The sequence below is a fragment of the Aquirufa sp. TARAVU-A1A genome, assembly GCF_054558675.1.
Genome location: NZ_JBPXKP010000001.1, coordinates 188,825 through 206,895, shown reverse-complemented (window position 1 = coordinate 206,895; position 18,071 = coordinate 188,825). Strand labels below are relative to the sequence as shown.

At 44.5% G+C, this 18,071-nt stretch carries 16 protein-coding genes and 1 tRNA gene; 7 read left to right on the top strand and 10 right to left on the bottom strand.

The genetic code is table 11. The features are described from left to right. The first annotated feature begins 44 nt into the window (after positions 1-44). The 4 genes from V7S75_RS01030 to thrC are packed head-to-tail and all read left to right on the top strand — an operon-like array spanning position 45 to position 4,129. Complete coding sequence (locus tag V7S75_RS01030) at positions 45-1,046, top strand: M28 family peptidase (protein ID WP_459510836.1); 1,002 nt, start codon at positions 45-47, stop codon at positions 1,044-1,046. Beyond that, a complete protein-coding gene (gene gcvT / locus V7S75_RS01025; protein ID WP_459510835.1) occupies positions 1,046-2,125 on the top strand; it encodes a glycine cleavage system aminomethyltransferase GcvT in 1,080 nt (359 codons plus the stop codon). Before V7S75_RS01030 ends, gcvT begins: the two co-directional genes overlap by 1 nt. Position 2,126: 1 nt before the next feature. Continuing rightward, positions 2,127-2,828 (top strand): 2-phosphosulfolactate phosphatase, encoded by a 702-nt coding sequence (locus tag V7S75_RS01020; protein ID WP_459510834.1) that lies wholly within the window; start codon positions 2,127-2,129, stop codon positions 2,826-2,828. After that, positions 2,825-4,129, top strand: a complete 1,305-nt coding sequence (gene thrC / locus V7S75_RS01015; RefSeq protein ID WP_459510833.1) for a threonine synthase — start codon at positions 2,825-2,827, stop codon at positions 4,127-4,129. Before V7S75_RS01020 ends, thrC begins: the two co-directional genes overlap by 4 nt. 38 nt (positions 4,130-4,167) lie before the next feature. Here the strand turns inward: thrC and V7S75_RS01010 are convergent, their stop codons facing one another. The 9 genes from V7S75_RS01010 to lptB all read right to left on the bottom strand — a co-directional run bounded on the left by V7S75_RS01010 (position 4,168) and on the right by lptB (position 13,355). Then, positions 4,168-4,530, bottom strand: a complete 363-nt coding sequence (locus V7S75_RS01010) for a hypothetical protein (protein ID WP_459510832.1) — start codon at positions 4,528-4,530, stop codon at positions 4,168-4,170. Between the two features lie 63 nt (positions 4,531-4,593). Then, entirely contained in the window at positions 4,594-6,153 is a 1,560-nt protein-coding gene (locus tag V7S75_RS01005) for a hypothetical protein (protein ID WP_459510831.1), read from the bottom strand. Between the two features lies 1 nt (position 6,154). Further along, the gene (locus tag V7S75_RS01000; protein ID WP_459510830.1) at positions 6,155-6,895 is read right to left on the bottom strand and encodes a glycosyltransferase family 2 protein; all 741 of its coding nucleotides are present in this window, start codon (positions 6,893-6,895) and stop codon (positions 6,155-6,157) included. Next, on the bottom strand, positions 6,895-7,959 hold the full coding sequence (locus V7S75_RS00995; protein ID WP_459510829.1) for an NAD-dependent epimerase/dehydratase family protein: 1,065 nt from the start codon (positions 7,957-7,959) through the stop codon (positions 6,895-6,897). The genes V7S75_RS01000 and V7S75_RS00995 overlap by 1 nt, the downstream gene beginning before the upstream one ends. Then, the gene (locus V7S75_RS00990; protein WP_315574749.1) at positions 7,956-9,008 is read right to left on the bottom strand and encodes an NAD-dependent epimerase/dehydratase family protein; all 1,053 of its coding nucleotides are present in this window, start codon (positions 9,006-9,008) and stop codon (positions 7,956-7,958) included. The genes V7S75_RS00995 and V7S75_RS00990 overlap by 4 nt, the downstream gene beginning before the upstream one ends. A 50-nt stretch (positions 9,009-9,058) precedes the next feature. After that, positions 9,059-10,795, bottom strand: a complete 1,737-nt coding sequence (gene recJ / locus V7S75_RS00985; RefSeq protein WP_459510828.1) for a single-stranded-DNA-specific exonuclease RecJ — start codon at positions 10,793-10,795, stop codon at positions 9,059-9,061. A 145-nt stretch (positions 10,796-10,940) separates the two neighbouring features. Then, positions 10,941-11,501: a sugar transferase gene (locus V7S75_RS00980; protein WP_459510827.1), complete on the bottom strand. Its 561-nt coding sequence runs from the start codon at positions 11,499-11,501 to the stop codon at positions 10,941-10,943. Then, the gene (locus V7S75_RS00975) at positions 11,498-12,625 is read right to left on the bottom strand and encodes a trans-sulfuration enzyme family protein (protein WP_459510826.1); all 1,128 of its coding nucleotides are present in this window, start codon (positions 12,623-12,625) and stop codon (positions 11,498-11,500) included. The genes V7S75_RS00980 and V7S75_RS00975 overlap by 4 nt, the downstream gene beginning before the upstream one ends. A 1-nt stretch (position 12,626) precedes the next feature. Then, on the bottom strand, positions 12,627-13,355 hold the full coding sequence (lptB, locus tag V7S75_RS00970) for an LPS export ABC transporter ATP-binding protein (protein ID WP_459510825.1): 729 nt from the start codon (positions 13,353-13,355) through the stop codon (positions 12,627-12,629). Positions 13,356-13,540: 185 nt separating this feature from the next. On the opposite strand from lptB, the gene V7S75_RS00965 reads away from it, so the two are divergent. The 3 genes from V7S75_RS00965 (at position 13,541) to V7S75_RS00955 (ending at position 17,071) form a co-directional block, all read left to right on the top strand. Continuing rightward, positions 13,541-13,616, top strand: a tRNA-Phe gene (locus V7S75_RS00965). Between the two features lie 106 nt (positions 13,617-13,722). Beyond that, positions 13,723-14,634, top strand: coding sequence for a sugar phosphate isomerase/epimerase family protein (locus tag V7S75_RS00960; RefSeq protein WP_459510824.1), 912 nt, complete (start codon positions 13,723-13,725; stop codon positions 14,632-14,634). Positions 14,635-14,719: 85 nt separating this feature from the next. Then, positions 14,720-17,071: a glycoside hydrolase family 95 protein gene (locus tag V7S75_RS00955; protein ID WP_459510823.1), complete on the top strand. Its 2,352-nt coding sequence runs from the start codon at positions 14,720-14,722 to the stop codon at positions 17,069-17,071. Positions 17,072-17,075: 4 nt separating this feature from the next. On the opposite strand, the gene V7S75_RS00950 is transcribed toward V7S75_RS00955, so the two are convergent. Further along, positions 17,076-18,065 (bottom strand): GRP family sugar transporter, encoded by a 990-nt coding sequence (locus V7S75_RS00950; protein WP_459510822.1) that lies wholly within the window; start codon positions 18,063-18,065, stop codon positions 17,076-17,078. Positions 18,066-18,071 lie beyond the last annotated feature (6 nt).

The following is an 18,071-nucleotide window of genomic DNA, read 5'->3' as shown; positions in this document are numbered from 1 at the left end:
TCACAGCGTTTCAAATCTTAAAACCTTATTTGTATCTTTACGGGATGAATCGCTCCCGCATTGCGCTATTGTTATTGGTACTCCTCGTTCTTTCTGGAGTTTATTACGGATACCAATCTTTCCAAACAGGTACTCAAGAAACCGCATCGGCTCCTAGTTTAGTTCCAACACCGGAATTTGCCGCGGATTCGGCCTATGCCTTTATTGCCAAACAAGTAGCTTTCGGGCCTCGTGTACCCAATTCTCCCGCGCAAAAAGCCTGTGGAGCATGGATTGTAGCGAAGATGAAATCCTATGGTTTGCAAGTATCTGAGCAGCCATTTGAGGCGAATCGCTATGATGGAAAAAAATTGCAAGGCATTAATATCATCGCATCGTTTAACCCTGCCGCAACAAAACGCATATTGATTGCCGCGCACTGGGATTCACGTTCGATCGCCGATAAGGATTCTGTTCGCAAAGATGAACCGATCGATGCTGCGAATGATGGTGCATCGGGTGTAGGGGTTATGATTGAATTGGCGCGCGTATTATCAGAGACAAAAGAGAAGCCTGCGGTAGGCGTAGATTTCGTGTTTTTCGACTTGGAAGATCATGGGGAACCGCATGACATGGAGGCAGGGAATCCATTAAGTTGGGCCCTAGGCTCACAATATTGGGCGGCTCATTTGATGCCAGAAAACTACCGCCCTTACTATGGAATTTTATTGGATATGGTGGGTGCCAAAGGCGCGGTTTTCCCGCATGAGGGTACTTCGATGCAATATGCACCGGGTTTAGTTCGCTCGATTTGGTCAACAGCCTCCGATTTAGGGTATGCGGGTCAGTTCATCGACGCGGATGCATTTGGAATATCCGATGACCATACTGCCGTGAATGAAGTTGCCAAAATTCAGATGATAGATATCATCGATTTACGTCCCGTGAATGGCGGATTTGATTTTGGATCTTACCACCACACGCATCAAGATAATTTATCGAACATCGACAAATCCACGTTGAAAACCGTGGGCCAAACACTTTTACAAGTTTTATACCGAGAATAATGGAAGAATTATTGCAAGTACATTTGAATGATACGCACGTCGCTTTGGGTGCGAAAATGGTTCCTTTCGCGGGATATAACATGCCGGTGCTTTACACAAACCTGATCGAAGAGCACAATTGTGTTCGCAATGGAGTGGGTGTTTTTGATGTGAGTCACATGGGAGAATTTTTCTTGAAAGGGGAGAAGGCTTTGGATTTGATTCAATATGTTACTTCGAATGACGCTTCGAAATTAGTGGATGGTAAAGTGCAATATTCTTGTTTGCCAAACGCAACAGGCGGTATTGTCGATGACTTATTGGTTTATAAAATTCGGGATAACGAATATTTATTGGTCGTGAATGCGTCCAACATTGATAAAGATTGGAACTGGATTTCTTCGCACAATACCTTCGGGGTTGAGATGACGAATGCAAGTTCGGAATATTCATTATTTGCCGTTCAGGGTCCTAAGGCAGCGGGTGTTTTACAAACATTGACGGCTGTTGATTTGTCGGCGATGCCCTATTATACCTTCAAAATTGGTTCTATGGCCGGATTTGATGATGTGATCATCTCGAATACGGGTTATACGGGAGCTGGCGGATTTGAAATCTATGTGAAGAATGAAAATGCCTTAGCGATGTGGAATGCCATTTTTGCGGCAGGAGCTTCGGAAGGTATTCAGCCGATCGGTTTGGGTGCGCGGGATACCTTGCGTACGGAAAAGGGCTATTGTTTGTATGGTCATGACATTGATGACACGACTTCACCCATCGAAGCGGGTTTAGGTTGGATTACTTCTTTCAACAAAGATTTCATTATGAAAGATCACCATGCGGCGATTAAAGCGGCTGGTCCTTCGAAGAAATTAGTTGGCTTTGAGATGATTGATCGTGGGATTCCGCGTCAGCATTATCCGATTTTAAATGCAGCGGGTGAGGTGATTGGTGAGGTTACTTCAGGTACACAATCGCCTACGCTTTCGAAGGGAATCGGTATGGGTTATGTGTCTACGGCACACCAGGGTTCAGAAATTTTTATATCCATTCGCGAGAAGGCTTTGAAGGCTGAAATCGTTAAAATGCCATTTGTATAATATGCAGAAAGTCGATGTTTGTTTGTCGCCAGATTTAATTCACCTCTATGATTTAGCGGGGAAAGCGGTCGTTGTTGTCGATGTTTTTCGAGCGACCTCATGTATGGTTACAGCTTTCGCGCATGGCGCTGTCGAAATTATTCCTGTAGAAGATGTGGATGTTTGTGCCTCGCATCGGGAGCAAGGTTATTTGATTTCTGCGGAACGCAATGGTGTGACGCCGGCGGGATTTGATTTTGATAATTCCCCTTTTTCCTATCAGGTGGATCGCGTAAATGGTGCAAAAATCTGTGTGACGACGACGAATGGAACTGTTGCTTTGCGTCGTTCCGTGCAGGCTGCTCAAGTGTATGTGGGGGCTTTTTTGAATATTTCCTCAGTGGTTCGAGCTTTGAAAGCTTGGTCTGGGGATGCCATCGTGGTTTGCGCAGGCTGGAAAGGGAAGCCGAATTTAGAAGATACCTTGTTTGCGGGGGCGCTCATTGATGAGCTTGTGGGTCAATACAGCGTCGCAGACGATGCGGCATTGATGGCTTGGAAGCAATACAATTTAGCATCCAGCGACTTAATTACGGCCGTGAAGCATTCTTCCCACGTGAATCGTTTATTGGGATTGGGCATTGAAAAAGATATTACGTTTTGTTTGGAGCGGGATCGTTATGACGTGTTACCGAACTTACAAGGTGATAAATTAGTATTATGAAATTATACAGCACACAACACGAAAGTGCCGATGTAGATTTGCAGGAAGCAATTTTTAGAGGCTTGCCGCCGGATAACGGTTTGTACATGCCTTATGAAATTCCTGCGATGCCGGCTTCGTTTTTTGAATCCATCCACACACTTTCTTTGCCGCAAATTGCCAAAGCCGTTTGCAAGAATTTGTTGGGGGCCGACTTAACGGATGCTGAAATTGATGGAATTATCGACACGTCGATGACTTTTGATGCGCCGGTGGTTTCCTTGGAAGAAAATGTAGGTGTATTAGAGTTGTTTCATGGTCCTTCCATGGCATTTAAAGATTTTGGTGCGCGCTTTATGGCGGCAATCATGTCGCATTATTTAGTGAAGGCCAAAAGAGAAATCCGCATTTTAGTAGCCACTTCGGGTGATACCGGCGGTGCAGTTGCGCAAGGATTTTACAATACTCCTGGGATTTCGGTCACGATTTTGTATCCAACAGGCAAGGTTTCCGATATTCAAGAGAAGCAGTTGACGACCTTAGGTGGCAATGTAACAGCTTTGGAGATTGATGGAACGTTTGATGATTGCCAACGATTAGTAAAGCAGGCATTTTTGGATTCAGATTTGCGTTCCGCGTTTAATTTGGCATCTGCGAATTCCATTAATATTGCTCGTTTGATCCCACAGTCCTTTTATTATTTCGCGGCCTATGCGGCATTGCGTAAGCAAGGTGTTACGAAGCCTGTGGTTTTCAGTGTACCGTCGGGTAATTTCGGAAACTTGAGTGCAGGTTTAATGGCTTATCAAATGGGCTTACCCGTTCATGCATTTGTAGCGGCATGTAATGCGAATCATCCGGTGCCAGATTATTTGGCAACAGGAAAATATGAACCAAAACCTTCGGTCGAAACCATTTCGAATGCGATGGATGTAGGCGCTCCTTCGAATTTTATTCGCATGCGTTTGTTGGCCGGCGAGGAAATCGAACAGGTACGTAAAATCGTCAAGGGCTACGATACCACCGACGAAAAGACGAAGGAAATCATGCTGGATGTATACCAACGAACCGGCTATGTGATGTGTCCGCATACGGCCGTTGCTTATGATGGTTTGTTGCAATATGCTGCGGAATACCCAGGTGATTATTATAGTGTATTATTGTCTACGGCGCATTATGCGAAATTCTTGCCTACGGTGGAGTCAACGTTGGGAACGAGCGTAGAGGTTCCCGCACGTTTGGCGGAGCTTTTGGATAAACAAAAAAAGTCGATCCCGATGGGAACCGACTTTGAAGGTTTTAAGCAATATTTGCTGGGATAAAAAAAGGCCATCCGTCAACTGAAGGATGGCCTTTTTCATTATAAAAGTGCTTTGAATTTATCTTTGTCGATAAATGCTTGAGCTAATACCAATAATACAACAACGGCTCCAACACCTACAGCTCCGGCAATGTAGATTTCAAATAATAGAATATTCACAGCGATAGGTCCTAAGATTAGGACTGCTTTCGCGCGGTGTGCAGGGAATAAAATCAATAGCCCCCCGATTACCTCCAATACTTTGATGACCGTCATGTAGCCTGACCCACCGAACAAGACCATGAAGTCGAGTTGTTTTCCTGTTAAAACCGGGTCCGGCACAAAATGAAAGAAAAAGTTCAATCCGCCGAATAGAAATAAGAAGGCGAGCAATGCTGCGGGTACATGTTTAAGTAGTTTCATGTGTGTAAGTTTTTTGGTTTAATTTTTTCGAAGTAAGGATAAACTTTTCAGAATTCCAACTAATTACAGGCTGCCCAGGTATTGTGTTAACTTCGTTCCATTCGCTTTTTGCGTATAAAGCCAAATGTTTTTTCCCCGCAGATTTGTAAGCTGAAGCGAGTTGATATGCACCAAACGTGGTTTTTTAGCTTGGTCGCGGATAAATGATACGAGGTAGGAGGAATCTGGATTTGTCACGGATTGAATGGCCAACCAGCGTTGGTCGGCCTCCAATACTTTTTCCGGAATGTCATTGAGCTGTAAGCTTAGTTGTCCATTTCTTTCGTCAAGCGAATAGCTTTTTAATGCTTGGAATTTCGTCGGACTTTCTAGCGGGTAAGTAAGCAAAGCTTCTTTGTCGACTTGAAAATATTTTGCCTCCATCAGCATGCGAATTTGCTCGGGTGCGGCGGGGTAATTTAATAAACTTGCCGATTGGTATGCGTTTGTAATATCTGCGCGTAATCGATTGTGCAGCGCATCCTGACGTTTGGTCCAATAATACAAGGATCCAATAAAATACAGGCAAGAAAACAGCAGGATCATATTCAGCCTGATGTTAGACTTGTTGAAATGCGGAATGCCCAAAAGGTAGGTTCCGATCATGGCGAAACTGGCATAAGTATAAAAACGCTCGGATAGAATGAGGGTCGTAATGGAGTTTCCTTGACTTCGACCAATGCAAATCATTGCTCCGGTTGCTAGTATTTGTAACCAAAGCAGCCCTGGCATTTCCCATTGTTTGTTTTTACGTAAAAAATAGAGGCTGAGGAATACTAATATAGCTCCCCAAAGGGCATTTAGTCCGATTTTATAGCTGTCTGATATGGGCCAAGCCGTGTTTCCTAAAAAGCTTAAAAGGGCAATTGGGGCTTGAAAAAGGACATTTACAAAGGACTTGGCTTCACCTGGCTGAGGATGTTGCGCGAGAAAATAGCCGAAGATACTGATGCCTATAATGCTCAAAAATAACATCAATTTCTTCAACGGATGTTTAGTTAGATACATGTAAACGGTCAGTAGCGGCAACATGGCCCATCCTTCCGTAGAAACAAGCGGGTAACATACAGCCGCGATGCACAAGATAACGGAGTGTTTTCTACTGGCAGCTAAATATGCGATGAGGGTTAAAAAAAACAGCGAGCCGGTATGTTGGAGCACCCCTATCAAATTATACTGATCAATGCTCGCCATAGGAGCGAAAAGGATACATGTGATGGATATAAAATGGGCTGTGCTGAATTTTTGCGCTTGGAGGTATTTATAAAAAAAGGTTGCGATGCCAAGCAGGAGAAGGTTCCCGAGCAGGATGATGTACTTAAACTGAAGACTACCAAAAATTAGATAAGCAAATAAGGTAAATACCTTTCCGAAAAATAGAATGTGAATCTGATTATGCGGTTTGAAAAGAAAACCCCCAAAATCACGCCATGAGTCCTTTTGATAATGTTCGATTAATTCAACAAAGAGAAAATCATCTCCCCAGCCTGGGAAGTTGATAATCGTTTGATTCAATAAATAGAAATGGATAACAATGGGAATTGCGGAGAAGCAAAGAAATATATTGTTTCTCGTCGGTTTCATCTTAAGCCTCTCTTTTCAAATAGTCATTACGCGATAAATACTTTTCGATAATGACATAAAGCAAGATAAACAGGTAGCGACTTCCCATTTCTTTGATCTTCAGATTTGACTCTCCAGCCTTTCTATTTCGCCAGGAATTCGGTAGCACGCCGTATGAATAACCACGTATGATGGCTTTCAATGGCAGTTCAATCGTCAGGTTAAAATGGGCTGAAAGGAAGGGTTTTAAGCCCAAAATCGTTGTTTTCTTATATAATTTAAATGCATTGGTCGAGTCGTTGTAGGACATACCTAATAATAAACGAATCAAAGTATTGGCAAAGCGGTTAATTAAGTATTTATGTTTCGGATAGTCATAGGTCGCTCCGCCGCGAATGAACCGGGAGCCAAATACGCAGTCTAAATTTTCAGCAACCATCTTCCGGTAGAACGCAACAAGATCTGCTGGGTCATCCGATAAGTCGGACATCATAATCGCCACACAGTCTCCTTGAAATCGCTCAAGCCCATAACGAATGGCATAGCCAAAACCATTGGGACCATGATTGGTGTGTACAACTAAGGTCGGGATAGTTTCCTGAATTGTTGTCAGTAAGCCGAGTGTATTATCCTTTGAATTATCATTGACAACGACGATTTCGTGGTCAATTTGTTCTTCCTGCAATTTGGCATAAAGTGTGCGCAAGGTTTCCTCGATGGAACCTTCTTCATTATATGCTGGGAGAACGATGCTTAATTTCATTATGCTAAAATGGCTTTTAATGAGGCCTCATCTGCGATGAACCACTCATGAACTTCTTGAAGTAGGGTAGATACGCTTATTTCAGGTTTCCAGCCACTAAACTCTGTGATTTTGCTGTTATCAGTAATGTAAATAGGTAAGTCGCCAGGTCTGTTTTCTAGCGATGAGCCCATTTCAATCGTATTTCCGGTGATTTGTGTACATAAATCAGTCAACTCTGCTAAGGAAACGGTGTTTTCAAGACCTCCTCCTACGTTGAAAATTTGACCTTTTTGCAATCCTAAATTAGCAATCTGCCACTGAACCAAGCGGAATAAATCACGAACATGCAACACATCGCGGGCTTGTTGGCCTAAACCACCATAGCCAATGTACCCCAAACGACCTTTCCAGAAATGTTTGGCCATCCAAAGTACGATAACGCCTTGGTCAATTTTGCCCATTTGATAGGGGCCACTTAATACGCCACAACGGTTAATCACGGCAGGTAGACCAAAATTATGCGCGAATTCTTGGATGAAGTATTCAGACGCTAATTTGGTCGCTCCATATAACGAACGTAAACCTTCTAACGGATAGTTTTCGGCTACGCCTTGCTCCGACAAGCCTTTCAACGCTTGGTCGTTTGATAGATTAAAGCGCTTCGGGGAAGCAACTAAATTGGCTTCAGCGAGGGTATCGTAAGGATAAACGCGAGAAGTTGAAAGGAAAATGATTGCCGCTTGATGTTTTTTGGCAAAATAAAGCGTGTTAATTGTCCCGTTTAAGTTGGTGTCAATTAAGTTTTCTAATTCTCCCGGAACTTTTCCGGCTAACACAGAAGGTTCTGCAGCTGCATCAATCACGATTTCAACGGCAGGAATACGGTCGAAATCCGTTTTTACACGCACATCGCCATGCACAAATTGGCCGCCGGCTGCGAGCACTTTTTGCAAGTTGACTTCTGAGCCTCTGCGCGATAAATTATCTAAGCAATAGACTTCAGAATCCGTGTAATATTGTTTGAATAAAACGGCAAGGTTTGAACCTACGAAGCCGCAACCTCCTGTAATTAATATTTTCATGCTTCCATGTAACGGTTGTAGATGTCAACAAAAACATCTTCCAATGATTTCGTAATGTCCCAATTTGGGTAATGCGCCTTCATTTTGCGCAAATCACTGTAATAGCAAATGTGATCACCGATGCGGTTTTGGTCCACATATTTATATTTCATGGGCTTGCCTGAAATTTTAGCAATCAAGTCAAACGCTTCTAAAATCGAAACAGAATTGTCTTTTCCTCCACCGATGTTGTACACCTCAGCTACGCGTGGCGCCTTGATGAATTCCTCGATGAAACGAGCGACATCATAGGAGTGAATGTTGTCACGAACCTGCTTGCCTTTGTATCCAAAAACGCTGTATTCGCGTTCTTCAATGTTGCATTTGATCAAGTAGCTCAAGAAACCGTGTAATTCAACGCCTGCGTGATTCGGTCCTGTTAAACATCCCCCACGCAAACAAGCGGTAGGCATATTGAAATAACGGCCGTATTCTTGCACGGAAATATCTGCGGAAACCTTGGATGCTCCGAACAAGGAGTGCTTCGATTGGTCAATGCTGAAATGCTCAGCAATACCATGTTCGTAGGCTGCATCATCATAATCAAAGCGAGTTTCTAACTCCTTCATTTTGATGTTGTTAGGAGCATCACCATATACTTTATTGGTCGACAAATGTACGAATGGTACTTCTGTCGAATAACGACGAAGGGATTCTAATAAATTGAATGTCCCTACGGCATTGGTATCAAAATCTTCAAAGGGAATCGAAGCGGCACGGTCATGGCTAGGCTGAGCTGCCGTATGAACGATTGCATCGGGTTTGATTTGAGGAATAATGTCTAAAATGGCTTGGCGATCACGAATGTCAATGTTCGTGTACAATTTGTATTGACTGCCATATTTTGCCAATCGGTCTTTGTTGGAAGAATTATCCCCTTGTAAGCCAAAGAATATAGCACGCTGGTTGTTGTCAATCCCGTGTACTTCCCATCCTTTTTCTAAGAAATATTCACTTACTTCTGAGCCAATAAGACCCATCGAACCTGTTACGATTAATTTTTTAGACATCTCAAATTTATTTAAAAGACAAAGGTAACAAAAATGTCAATTTTTACCATTTATTGTGCCATATCTAATATGCGCAATTGCAGTTTTCGGTCACCTCGGAATTCATTTATATCCAAATGATAAACGATTTTGATTGGCAATTGTTTTTCGTAGGCGTCCACAAGTCCCTCATAATAATCTGCTCGAATTCCGAACCCGACAGCCTCCCAGGCCCTTCCTCCAGGCTGGTCAGAAATGACAATTTTCAGATGCTCTTCTTTCATGATTAAAGGAGCTTGGCAGAGATAAACTTGGCTACTTAGGAAATTTGGCAGCATATTACCCGGACCATACGGAGACAGTCGGCACAAAAGATTATCATAAAATGGCAAACTCAAGGCTTGCAGTGGAATTTCCATGTCGACCGTTAAATCTGCTTTTTGTTCACCTTCAGGGGTTCCTGCTTTAACCAAGCTCTCGAATCTTTCGATGAATGCGGGTAATGCTTCTTTGGTCAAGTGTAATCCAGCAGCATGGGTATGGCCTCCAAATTGTGTCAACAAATCCGCACATTGTTCAAGCGCATGATGTATGTCAAATCCCTTAACAGATCGTGCCGATCCGACGACTTGTCCATGGGATTCCGTCAGAATGATGGTGGGGCGGTAATAATATTCTTGGATTTTAGAAGCTACAATTCCTACGACGCCTTTATGCCAACCGGCTTGAAATAGTACGGTGCTATTCGCGTTTTGAAGAAAATCATTTCCCTCAAATAATTGTAAGGCTTGTTGGACAATTTCTTTTTCCACGACCCTTCTGTCCAAATTTTGTTGGATCACCGCTTCGGCCATCATACCTGCTTCAGTTTGGTTAGCAGCTAGTAGCAATTTAACGGCACCATGGGCGTGGTCCATGCGTCCCGCTGCATTGATGGTGGGAGAGATGGAAAAAACGATATCCGAAATTTGAATTGGGGCTTTTTTGTTGGCCTTTTGCAATAAATAGCCCAAACCGGGACTTGGGTTCGTGCCTAATTTTTGTAAGCCAAAATAAGCGAGTACGCGGTTTTCATCAATGATAGGTACCATGTCGGCCGCAATGGAGGCTGCCAATAAATCGATTCGATCTATCAGTGGTTCCATGTCCAAATCATTTTCTTGGATAAACCCTTGTAATAATTTGAAGCCTACACCACAGCCCGTGAGTTCTTTGAAAGGGTAGGCACAATCTTTGCGTTTGGGATCGAGGACAGCGTAAGCTTCCGGTAGGGTAGCTTCTGGAAGATGATGGTCGCAAACGATAAAATCGATTCCGTTTTCGTTGCACCATTGCACGCGTTCGTGGGCTTTGATGCCGCAGTCTAATGAAATAATCAGGGTATAACCATTATCTGCAGCATATTGAACTCCGGCTTGAGAAACTCCATATCCTTCCGCATAGCGATCAGGGATGTAATAATCACAATCGGCACCTAGTTCCAACGTTAAATAACTGTAGACCAAAGCGACCGAGGTGGTTCCATCCACATCATAATCTCCATAGATCAGGATTTTCTCGCCGGTTTCAAGCGCTTGGTTGAGTCTTTCAACCGCCTTATCCATGTCCTTCATGAGAAAAGGATCATATAATTGTTCCCAGGTAGGGACCATAAAAGTTTTAGCGGCAGCCAGGGTGTTAAGCTTGCGTGAAACGAGCAAGCGCAAAAAGTAGGGATTGATGTTGGCTTGGAATTCTTCTCCCAGAGCGCTTACGGCTTGGGGATTGGGTTCAGGTACATAGATCCAGTTTTTTTTCGCTTGCAACATGTTGGTTTTTTTATTGGCAATTTGCATTCGCGATTGGGCTAATGCAAGGATTAGGAAAGATTATCAGGAAACTTTTAGGGCTTTTTCGGAAATTGGGTGGGGGTAGACGCTGCCGGGGTCGCAGACCCCGGCAGCGTCACTCCGCTCAATGCTGAATCCCCTCACGCTTCACCACCTTATAAAAGGTCAATAGCACGACGTAAACGTCGAAAATGAGTGATTTTTTATCAAGATATTCATAATCTAGTTGCACCTTTTTTTCTAGCGGGATCTCATCCCGACCGTTCACTTGGGCCCAACCAGTTAGGCCGGGTTTTAAAACATGAATTCCTTTGATCGTACGTGCATCGATTAAATCTTGCTGGCTAGATAGCGCGGGACGCGGACCTACCACCGACATATCTCCACAAAGTATACACCACAATTGTGGTAATTCGTCAAGGCTACTTTTGCGTAAAAAAGATCCAATGGGAGTTAAATAGGCATCCGGATTCCCCAATAAGTGCGTAGGTAGCACAGGAGTCTCCACCTGCATCGTGCGGAACTTTGGCATATCGAATAAGGCATTTTCCTTGCCTACGCGTTTTGACCAATATAGAATTGGCCCTTTAGAGCTGAGCCAAACCGCGATTGCAACAACCAGCATGGGTATTGCAAAAATGATGCCGGCAATGATGACAACGATTAGATCAAAAAGTCTTTTCATGCACCCAGAATTGCCTGATTTAAATCTTCCCACAAATCTTCCACATGTTCCAATCCAATCGACAAACGCAATAAATTGCCTGGCGTTTTACTTTCAGGTCCCTCAATGGATCTGCGATGTTCCACCAAACTCTCCACACCCCCTAGGCTAGTTGCTTGTTGGAATAACTGCAATCGATTCGCCACCTTTCTTGCCTTTGCTTCATCGCCTTTGATCTGAATCGAAATCATCCCACTTTGACCATTAGGCATTTGTTTAATTGCCAATGCATAATTAGGATTTGAAGGCAATCCCGGATAATGCACCTGTTCAATGCCGGGATGTTTTTCCAAACGCGTGGCTAATTCCAATGCATTTTTGCTGTGCTCACGCATGCGCAAGGGCAATGTTTTGAGCCCTCTAGTTAGTAAATAGCAATCCAATGGATTTTGCGTAGCGCCCATTAAAATTTGAACACGTTTGACACGCTCAGTCCATGCTGAAACCTTTTTGAAAATAATGGCACCCCCTAATACATCAGAATGTCCCCCGATGTATTTCGTGGTTGCGTGCATCACGATGTCTGCGCCAAATTGAATCGGATTTTGTAAAATGGGGCTTGTCAACGTATTGTCAACGCCCACCAAAATATTGCGAGCATGTGCAATCTTACAAATCGCTTCAATATCACTTAAGCTCAATAAAGGATTTGCTGGTGTTTCCACCCAAATTAATTTCGTTTCTGGTTGGATAGCTGCTTCAACGGCAGCAAGATCGCTCATGTCCACTTGCGAAACCTGCAAGCCCCATGGTCCCATGATTTCTTCGGCTAATTTATAGCTGGCATAATAACCTACGGTAGGCATTAATACATGGTCTCCCGATTTCATACATTGGAAAACCGCTGAAACGGCAGCAAGTCCTGAGCCGAAAACAAAAGCAATTTCCCCTCCCTCTAATTGGGCGAGGCCTTTTTCTAATACATCGCGATTCGGATTTGAATTGCGAGAGTACATGTGCCCTTTGGGGTAAGAACCGTCTTCAGAGCGCTCAAAAGTCGTTGTCAAAAATACCGGCGGCGCAATGGAAGCGGCCGTTTCATCCTGCAAATGGGTTGCATGAATGGCAAGGGTTTCTTTTCTCATGCTATTTCTTTTTTAACTCAAAGTTCTTGCCGAGGTATAATCGTCTAACTTGCTCATCATCCGCGAGTTCTTGTGGAGTTCCCGCCTTCAAGATTCTACCTTCAAAAAGTAAGTAAGCGCGATCCGTGATGGATAATGTTTCATCTACGTTGTGATCGGTAATCAAAATACCAATGTTCCGGTATTTTAATTTGGCGACAATGCTTTGGATTTCTTCTACGGCAATGGGGTCTACGCCGGCAAAAGGCTCATCCAAGAGGATGAATTTTGGGTCAACTGCCAAAGCGCGTGCAATTTCGGTTCTACGACGTTCGCCACCCGATAGCACTTGGCCTAAACTTTTGCGCACATGGGTCAACGAAAATTCTTCTAATAAGCTCTCTGTTTTTTCTTTTTGTTCCGCTTTGGATAAATCTGTCAGTTCGAGAACGGCTAAGATGTTTTCCTCCACGGTCAAGGTGCGGAAAACAGATGCTTCTTGTGCCAAATAACCTACACCCAAGCGCGCACGCTTGTACATAGGCAAGTCTGTCACGTCAAGATCGTCTAAAAACACTTTGCCTTCATTGGGCTTTACCAGGCCTGTCGCGATGTAAAAAGAAGTTGTTTTACCGGCGCCGTTGGGGCCTAATAACCCAACAATTTCTCCCTGAGCTACTTGGTAGGAAATATGGTCATTAACCACGCGTTGGCCGTATTTTTTAACCAAATTTTCGGTTCGTAAGATCATAGATTTGAGCCTTCATTGCTAGGCTGATTTTAAAATTACAAAATCCCTCGGATAATCGCGGATGTAAGAACATATTTCCTTTAGTCAGCGTGGGCAAACGGCTTATTTGAAATATTTTTAAGGCCAAATTGGGATTAAAAAAAAACTTTCCTATTTTTGCAGTCCCATATCCATGGGATCAACGAGGTGGATTAGCTCAGTTGGTAGAGCATCGGACTGAAAATCCGTGTGTCCCCGGTTCGAGTCCGGGATCTACCACCACGTTAGAATTGAAAAGCCCTTCTTTTTGGAGGGCTTTTTTTTGTCCCTTAAATCCCGATAGTTTTTAGCCGTATTTATATTAAATTACATCGCTAAACCTATATGAATGAGTCAAATGAGCCGCAGATCCCTGCTAAAAGCCTCCGGCATCGCAGCGGGCATGTCCACCCTTTCACTGGATTCTCCAGTAATGGCTAAAAAATCATACAAACCTGAACTTTGCCTAAACATGAGCACCATCATGGGGCAAAAATTGGGGTATATCCGCGAAATCGAAATTGCAGCTGCAGCGGGTTTTCGCTCCTGTGAGATTTGGATGCCTACCTTAGAAGCCTATCTAAAATCAGGTGGAACCTTAAAAGAAGCCCGGAAACGTGCGGATGATTTGGGCATGAAGATTCAAAATGCCATTGGTTTCGCGCAATGGATCGTCGACGACGAAAAAGTTCGTGCCCAAGGCCTTGAACAAATGAAACGCGAAATGGATATGTTGGCCCAGCTCGGATGTCCGCGCACCGCGGCCCCTCCCATGGGTGCCACGAAAGAAGCAGGATTGGATTTGCATAAAGCTGCAGAACGCTATCGGGTTATTTTGGAATTAGGGGCTCAAATGGGCGTTAAACCCATCCTCGAAATGTGGGGCCATTCGAAAAATCTCAGCAAAGTTTCCGAGGTGCTCTTCGTTGCTGCTGAAGCTGGACATCCTGATGCCCGATTATTACTCGATGTTTTCCATATCTATAAAGGCGAATCTTCCGTGGATGCCTTGCATCTTGTCGGGCCTGATGCCGTCGATGTATTCCACGTGAATGATTATGTCAAGTCGATTGCTCCGGGACAAATCACAGACGCCGACCGCATTTATGTCGGAGATGGAGAAGCTCCCATCACGCAAATTTTACAAATTCTTCAGCCCGAAGTGATTTCCCTAGAATTATTCAACAAAACACTTTACACACAAGATCCACTAACCGTCGCCAAAAATGGCCTTGCGAAAATGCAACGTATAGTCTTGTAGGTGGGTGGTGACCCTGCCGGGGTCAACGACCCCGGCAGGGTTATAAAAAAATAAAATATTCACAGCAAAACCTAGCAAAAAACTGATGAAAAATATCTGCTTCTTGATTCTTTTAAGCACACCCCTGTTTGCACAGAAAAATCTTAAACTTTGGTACGATAAGCCGGCTACCTATTTCGAAGAAACGCTCGTCCTAGGGAATGGAACCCAAGGAGCAACGGTATTTGGCGGAACAAAAACCGAACAGATTTACCTCAATGACCTCACGCTTTGGTCCGGCGAACCCATGAACCCACGCATGAATCCCGAGGCTTATAAACACTTGCCCGCCGTGCGTGAAGCCCTCAAAGCCGAAAACTACCGTGCGGCAGATTCACTCGTCAAAAAAATCCAAGGCAAATTCTCCGAATCCTATGCGCCTTTAGGTACGATGTATCTGGATTTCCCAACAAAAACGATCACGCAATATTACCGCGAACTTGACCTCAATCAAGCCATCGCCAAAGTCCAATATCGCGCGGACGGCAATCTCATTAAACGACAATATTTCGTCTCGCATCCCGATAAAGTCTTCGCCATCCACATCAGTAGCGAACAAAAAGGTGCTTTGTCTTTCGCGATTCGGATGGATTCTAAATTGAAATTCCAAATCCATTCTACGACCAATCACCTACACATGCAGGGAACAGCGCCCGTCCGGGCGGATCCCAATTATGTCAGGAAAGAAGGAAATCCCATCATGTTTTTGGCCAACAAAGGCACCCGCTTTTCCACCGATATCTTATTGCAATCCACGGATGGGAAAGTTACGCGCACCGACTCATCCATCGTGTTGACAAACGGATCCGAGGCCGTCATCCTCGTTTCCATGGCTACCAGTTTTAATGGTTTCGACAAAAGCCCTTCTCGTGAAGGGAAAAACGACGATTCACTCGCTCAAAAACAATTACAAGACGCTAGTCTAATCCCACTCAAATCGCTTTATGCGCGCCATTTGACAGATTATCAGAAATTCTACCAACGGGTTTCGCTGACTTTGGGCGGGAAAGAAGCGCCTGAATTACCTACCGACGAGCGTTTACGTCGCTATGCGACGGGAGCGTCTGACCCTTATTTGGAAGCACTTTATTTTCAGTATGGCCGCTACCTGCTTATCAGCAGTTCAAGAACGCCGAAAGTACCTGCGAATCTGCAAGGGCTGTGGAATCCACACATCCGTCCGCCTTGGAGCAGTAATTATACCATGAACATCAATGCCGAGGAGAATTACTGGTTGGCCGAAAACACCAACCTCTCCGAAATGCACCTGCCTTTTCTTGGCTTCCTTGAAAACCTCGAGAAAACAGGACGGATCAGCGCTCAAACTTTCTACAATGCACCCGGCTGGGTCACGCATCACAATTCCGACATCTGGGCGATGAGCAATCCCGTGGGTGATTTTGGGAATGGGGAGCCGAGTTGGGCCAACTGGCCGATGGGCGCCACTTGGGCATCTACGCATCTTTGGGAGCATTATCAGTTCACGCTGGACAAGGCATTCTTGCAAAATAAGGCCTACCCATTGATGAAAGGCGCGGCAGAATTTTGTTTGGCCTTTATGATTAAGGATGCTAAAGGCAATCTCATCACATCGCCGTCTACATCTCCGGAGAATAAGTTCATCACACCTACAGGGTACATCGGCTCAACGCTTTATGGCGGAACGGCGGATTTAGCCATGATTCGCGAATTGTTATTGGATATTGTAGCTGCTCAAGAGGTCTTGCAAAATGATTCTCAATTCACGGCACAAGTGAAAGATGCCCTTGCGAAATTGTATCCATACCAAATAGGCAAACTGGGCAATCTACAAGAATGGTACCACGATTGGCCGGATCAAGATCCCAAACACCGCCATCAAAGTCATTTGTACGGCTTATTCCCAGGTAACCATTTGACGGTGGAAGAAACGCCTGCATTGACAAATGCTGCAAAGAAAACCTTGGAAATTAAAGGAGATGAAACAACGGGTTGGTCAAAAGGCTGGCGCATTAACCTTTGGGCCCGACTCAAAGATGGCGACCATGCCTACAAAATGTATCGCGAATTATTGAAATACGTTGAGCCCGACGGCGTGAAAATTAATTACCAACGTGGCGGCGGAACCTATCCGAATCTTTTTGATGCGCATCCTCCATTCCAAATTGACGGAAATTTCGGTGGCGCCGCTGCCGTGGCAGAGATGTTGGTACAGTCCACAGCCACGAAAATTTATTTGCTTCCAGCATTACCAAAAGCCTGGGATTCAGGAGAAGTTAAAGGTTTGAAAACCCGCGGAGGCTACACGCTTAACATGACCTGGGCAAATGGGAAAGTGCAAAATTTCACCCTCGTTAAACTAGGAGGTGGAACCGTCGATGTATTCATCAATGGCGAATGGAAAAAAGTGAAATTATAAGCGCTTATTTCGCGTAAATCAATAGCCCTAACCCGAGGATGTATAAAGCCAACATAAGCTTGAGCATTCCTTGGGTTTTGGCATCACTGCCGTCAAATTCTTTCCAAATATAAATTCCCCACAAAGCGGCAACGACCGTGGCGCCTTGACCGAGTCCATAGGAAATCGCCGTCCCCGCTTTTTCTGATGCGATAATGCTGAAGGCCATTCCCACAAACCAAATGGCTCCTCCAAGTATCCCTACACCGTGATCTTTGAGACTGCCCCGAAAATAATCCCCAAAGCCCACTGCTGCACCCTGAAACGGTCGGTACATCTGTATCGTATTAAACACCAAAGAGCTCGCTAAAATCCCCACCGCAAAAAATACCAATGCCGTATACGGGGTTAATTTTCCCGCTTCCGGCATACTGAAATTTACAACCATCGAGTTGGCCACATACTTATAAAACAAACCCATCATGCATCCGCTGACCACCGCAATCAACAGTCCTTTGACCGACATGCCCGTCGAACTGCGTTTGCCATATGCCCATGCATTCAAGATAATCGCCAAGGTGATCATTCCCACGCCACCAAAAATAATCAAGGGATTGCCACTCGGCTGATCTAAATAATTAACCAACACCCCAAGCACCAAAGCGATTCCAATTCCCACCGGAAATGCAACCGCCATGCCCGTGATGCCTATCGCGGCCACCAATAAAATATTGGCCGCATTGAATACCACACCGCCAATCAATGCGGATTGGATGTGTTCAGGCATTGCTTGTGCAACATCAGCTAAAAAGCCACGTCCCATCGTTCCTGTGCTTCCTAAGGTGAAGGCGAGGAGCAAAGAGGCCAACAATATCCCAAGGGAATAGTCCCAATAAAACAATTCAAATCGCCAGGTGGAGGTCGTTAATTTCTGTGTGTTCGCCCAAGATCCCCAGCATAACATGGTTATCACACAAAGGAAAACAGCTGTTGAATAGGTTTCAATGATGAACATGTTCTT

Coding starts and splice junctions, on each gene's coding strand:
- V7S75_RS01005 (WP_459510831.1), bottom strand. CDS start 6,153: ATGAAACCGACGAGAAACAATATATTTCTTTGCTTCTCCGCAATTCCC.
- V7S75_RS00955 (WP_459510823.1), top strand. CDS start 14,720: ATGAAAAATATCTGCTTCTTGATTCTTTTAAGCACACCCCTGTTTGCA.
- V7S75_RS00975 (WP_459510826.1), bottom strand. CDS start 12,625: ATGAGAAAAGAAACCCTTGCCATTCATGCAACCCATTTGCAGGATGAA.
- V7S75_RS00980 (WP_459510827.1), bottom strand. CDS start 11,501: ATGAAAAGACTTTTTGATCTAATCGTTGTCATCATTGCCGGCATCATT.
- V7S75_RS00960 (WP_459510824.1), top strand. CDS start 13,723: ATGAGTCAAATGAGCCGCAGATCCCTGCTAAAAGCCTCCGGCATCGCA.
- gcvT (WP_459510835.1), top strand. CDS start 1,046: ATGGAAGAATTATTGCAAGTACATTTGAATGATACGCACGTCGCTTTG.
- V7S75_RS00950 (WP_459510822.1), bottom strand. CDS start 18,065: ATGTTCATCATTGAAACCTATTCAACAGCTGTTTTCCTTTGTGTGATA.
- V7S75_RS01030 (WP_459510836.1), top strand. CDS start 45: ATGAATCGCTCCCGCATTGCGCTATTGTTATTGGTACTCCTCGTTCTT.
- V7S75_RS01000 (WP_459510830.1), bottom strand. CDS start 6,895: ATGAAATTAAGCATCGTTCTCCCAGCATATAATGAAGAAGGTTCCATC.
- V7S75_RS00995 (WP_459510829.1), bottom strand. CDS start 7,959: ATGAAAATATTAATTACAGGAGGTTGCGGCTTCGTAGGTTCAAACCTT.
- lptB (WP_459510825.1), bottom strand. CDS start 13,355: ATGATCTTACGAACCGAAAATTTGGTTAAAAAATACGGCCAACGCGTG.
- recJ (WP_459510828.1), bottom strand. CDS start 10,795: ATGTTGCAAGCGAAAAAAAACTGGATCTATGTACCTGAACCCAATCCC.
- V7S75_RS00990 (WP_315574749.1), bottom strand. CDS start 9,008: ATGTCTAAAAAATTAATCGTAACAGGTTCGATGGGTCTTATTGGCTCA.
- thrC (WP_459510833.1), top strand. CDS start 2,825: ATGAAATTATACAGCACACAACACGAAAGTGCCGATGTAGATTTGCAG.
- V7S75_RS01010 (WP_459510832.1), bottom strand. CDS start 4,530: ATGAAACTACTTAAACATGTACCCGCAGCATTGCTCGCCTTCTTATTT.
- V7S75_RS01020 (WP_459510834.1), top strand. CDS start 2,127: ATGCAGAAAGTCGATGTTTGTTTGTCGCCAGATTTAATTCACCTCTAT.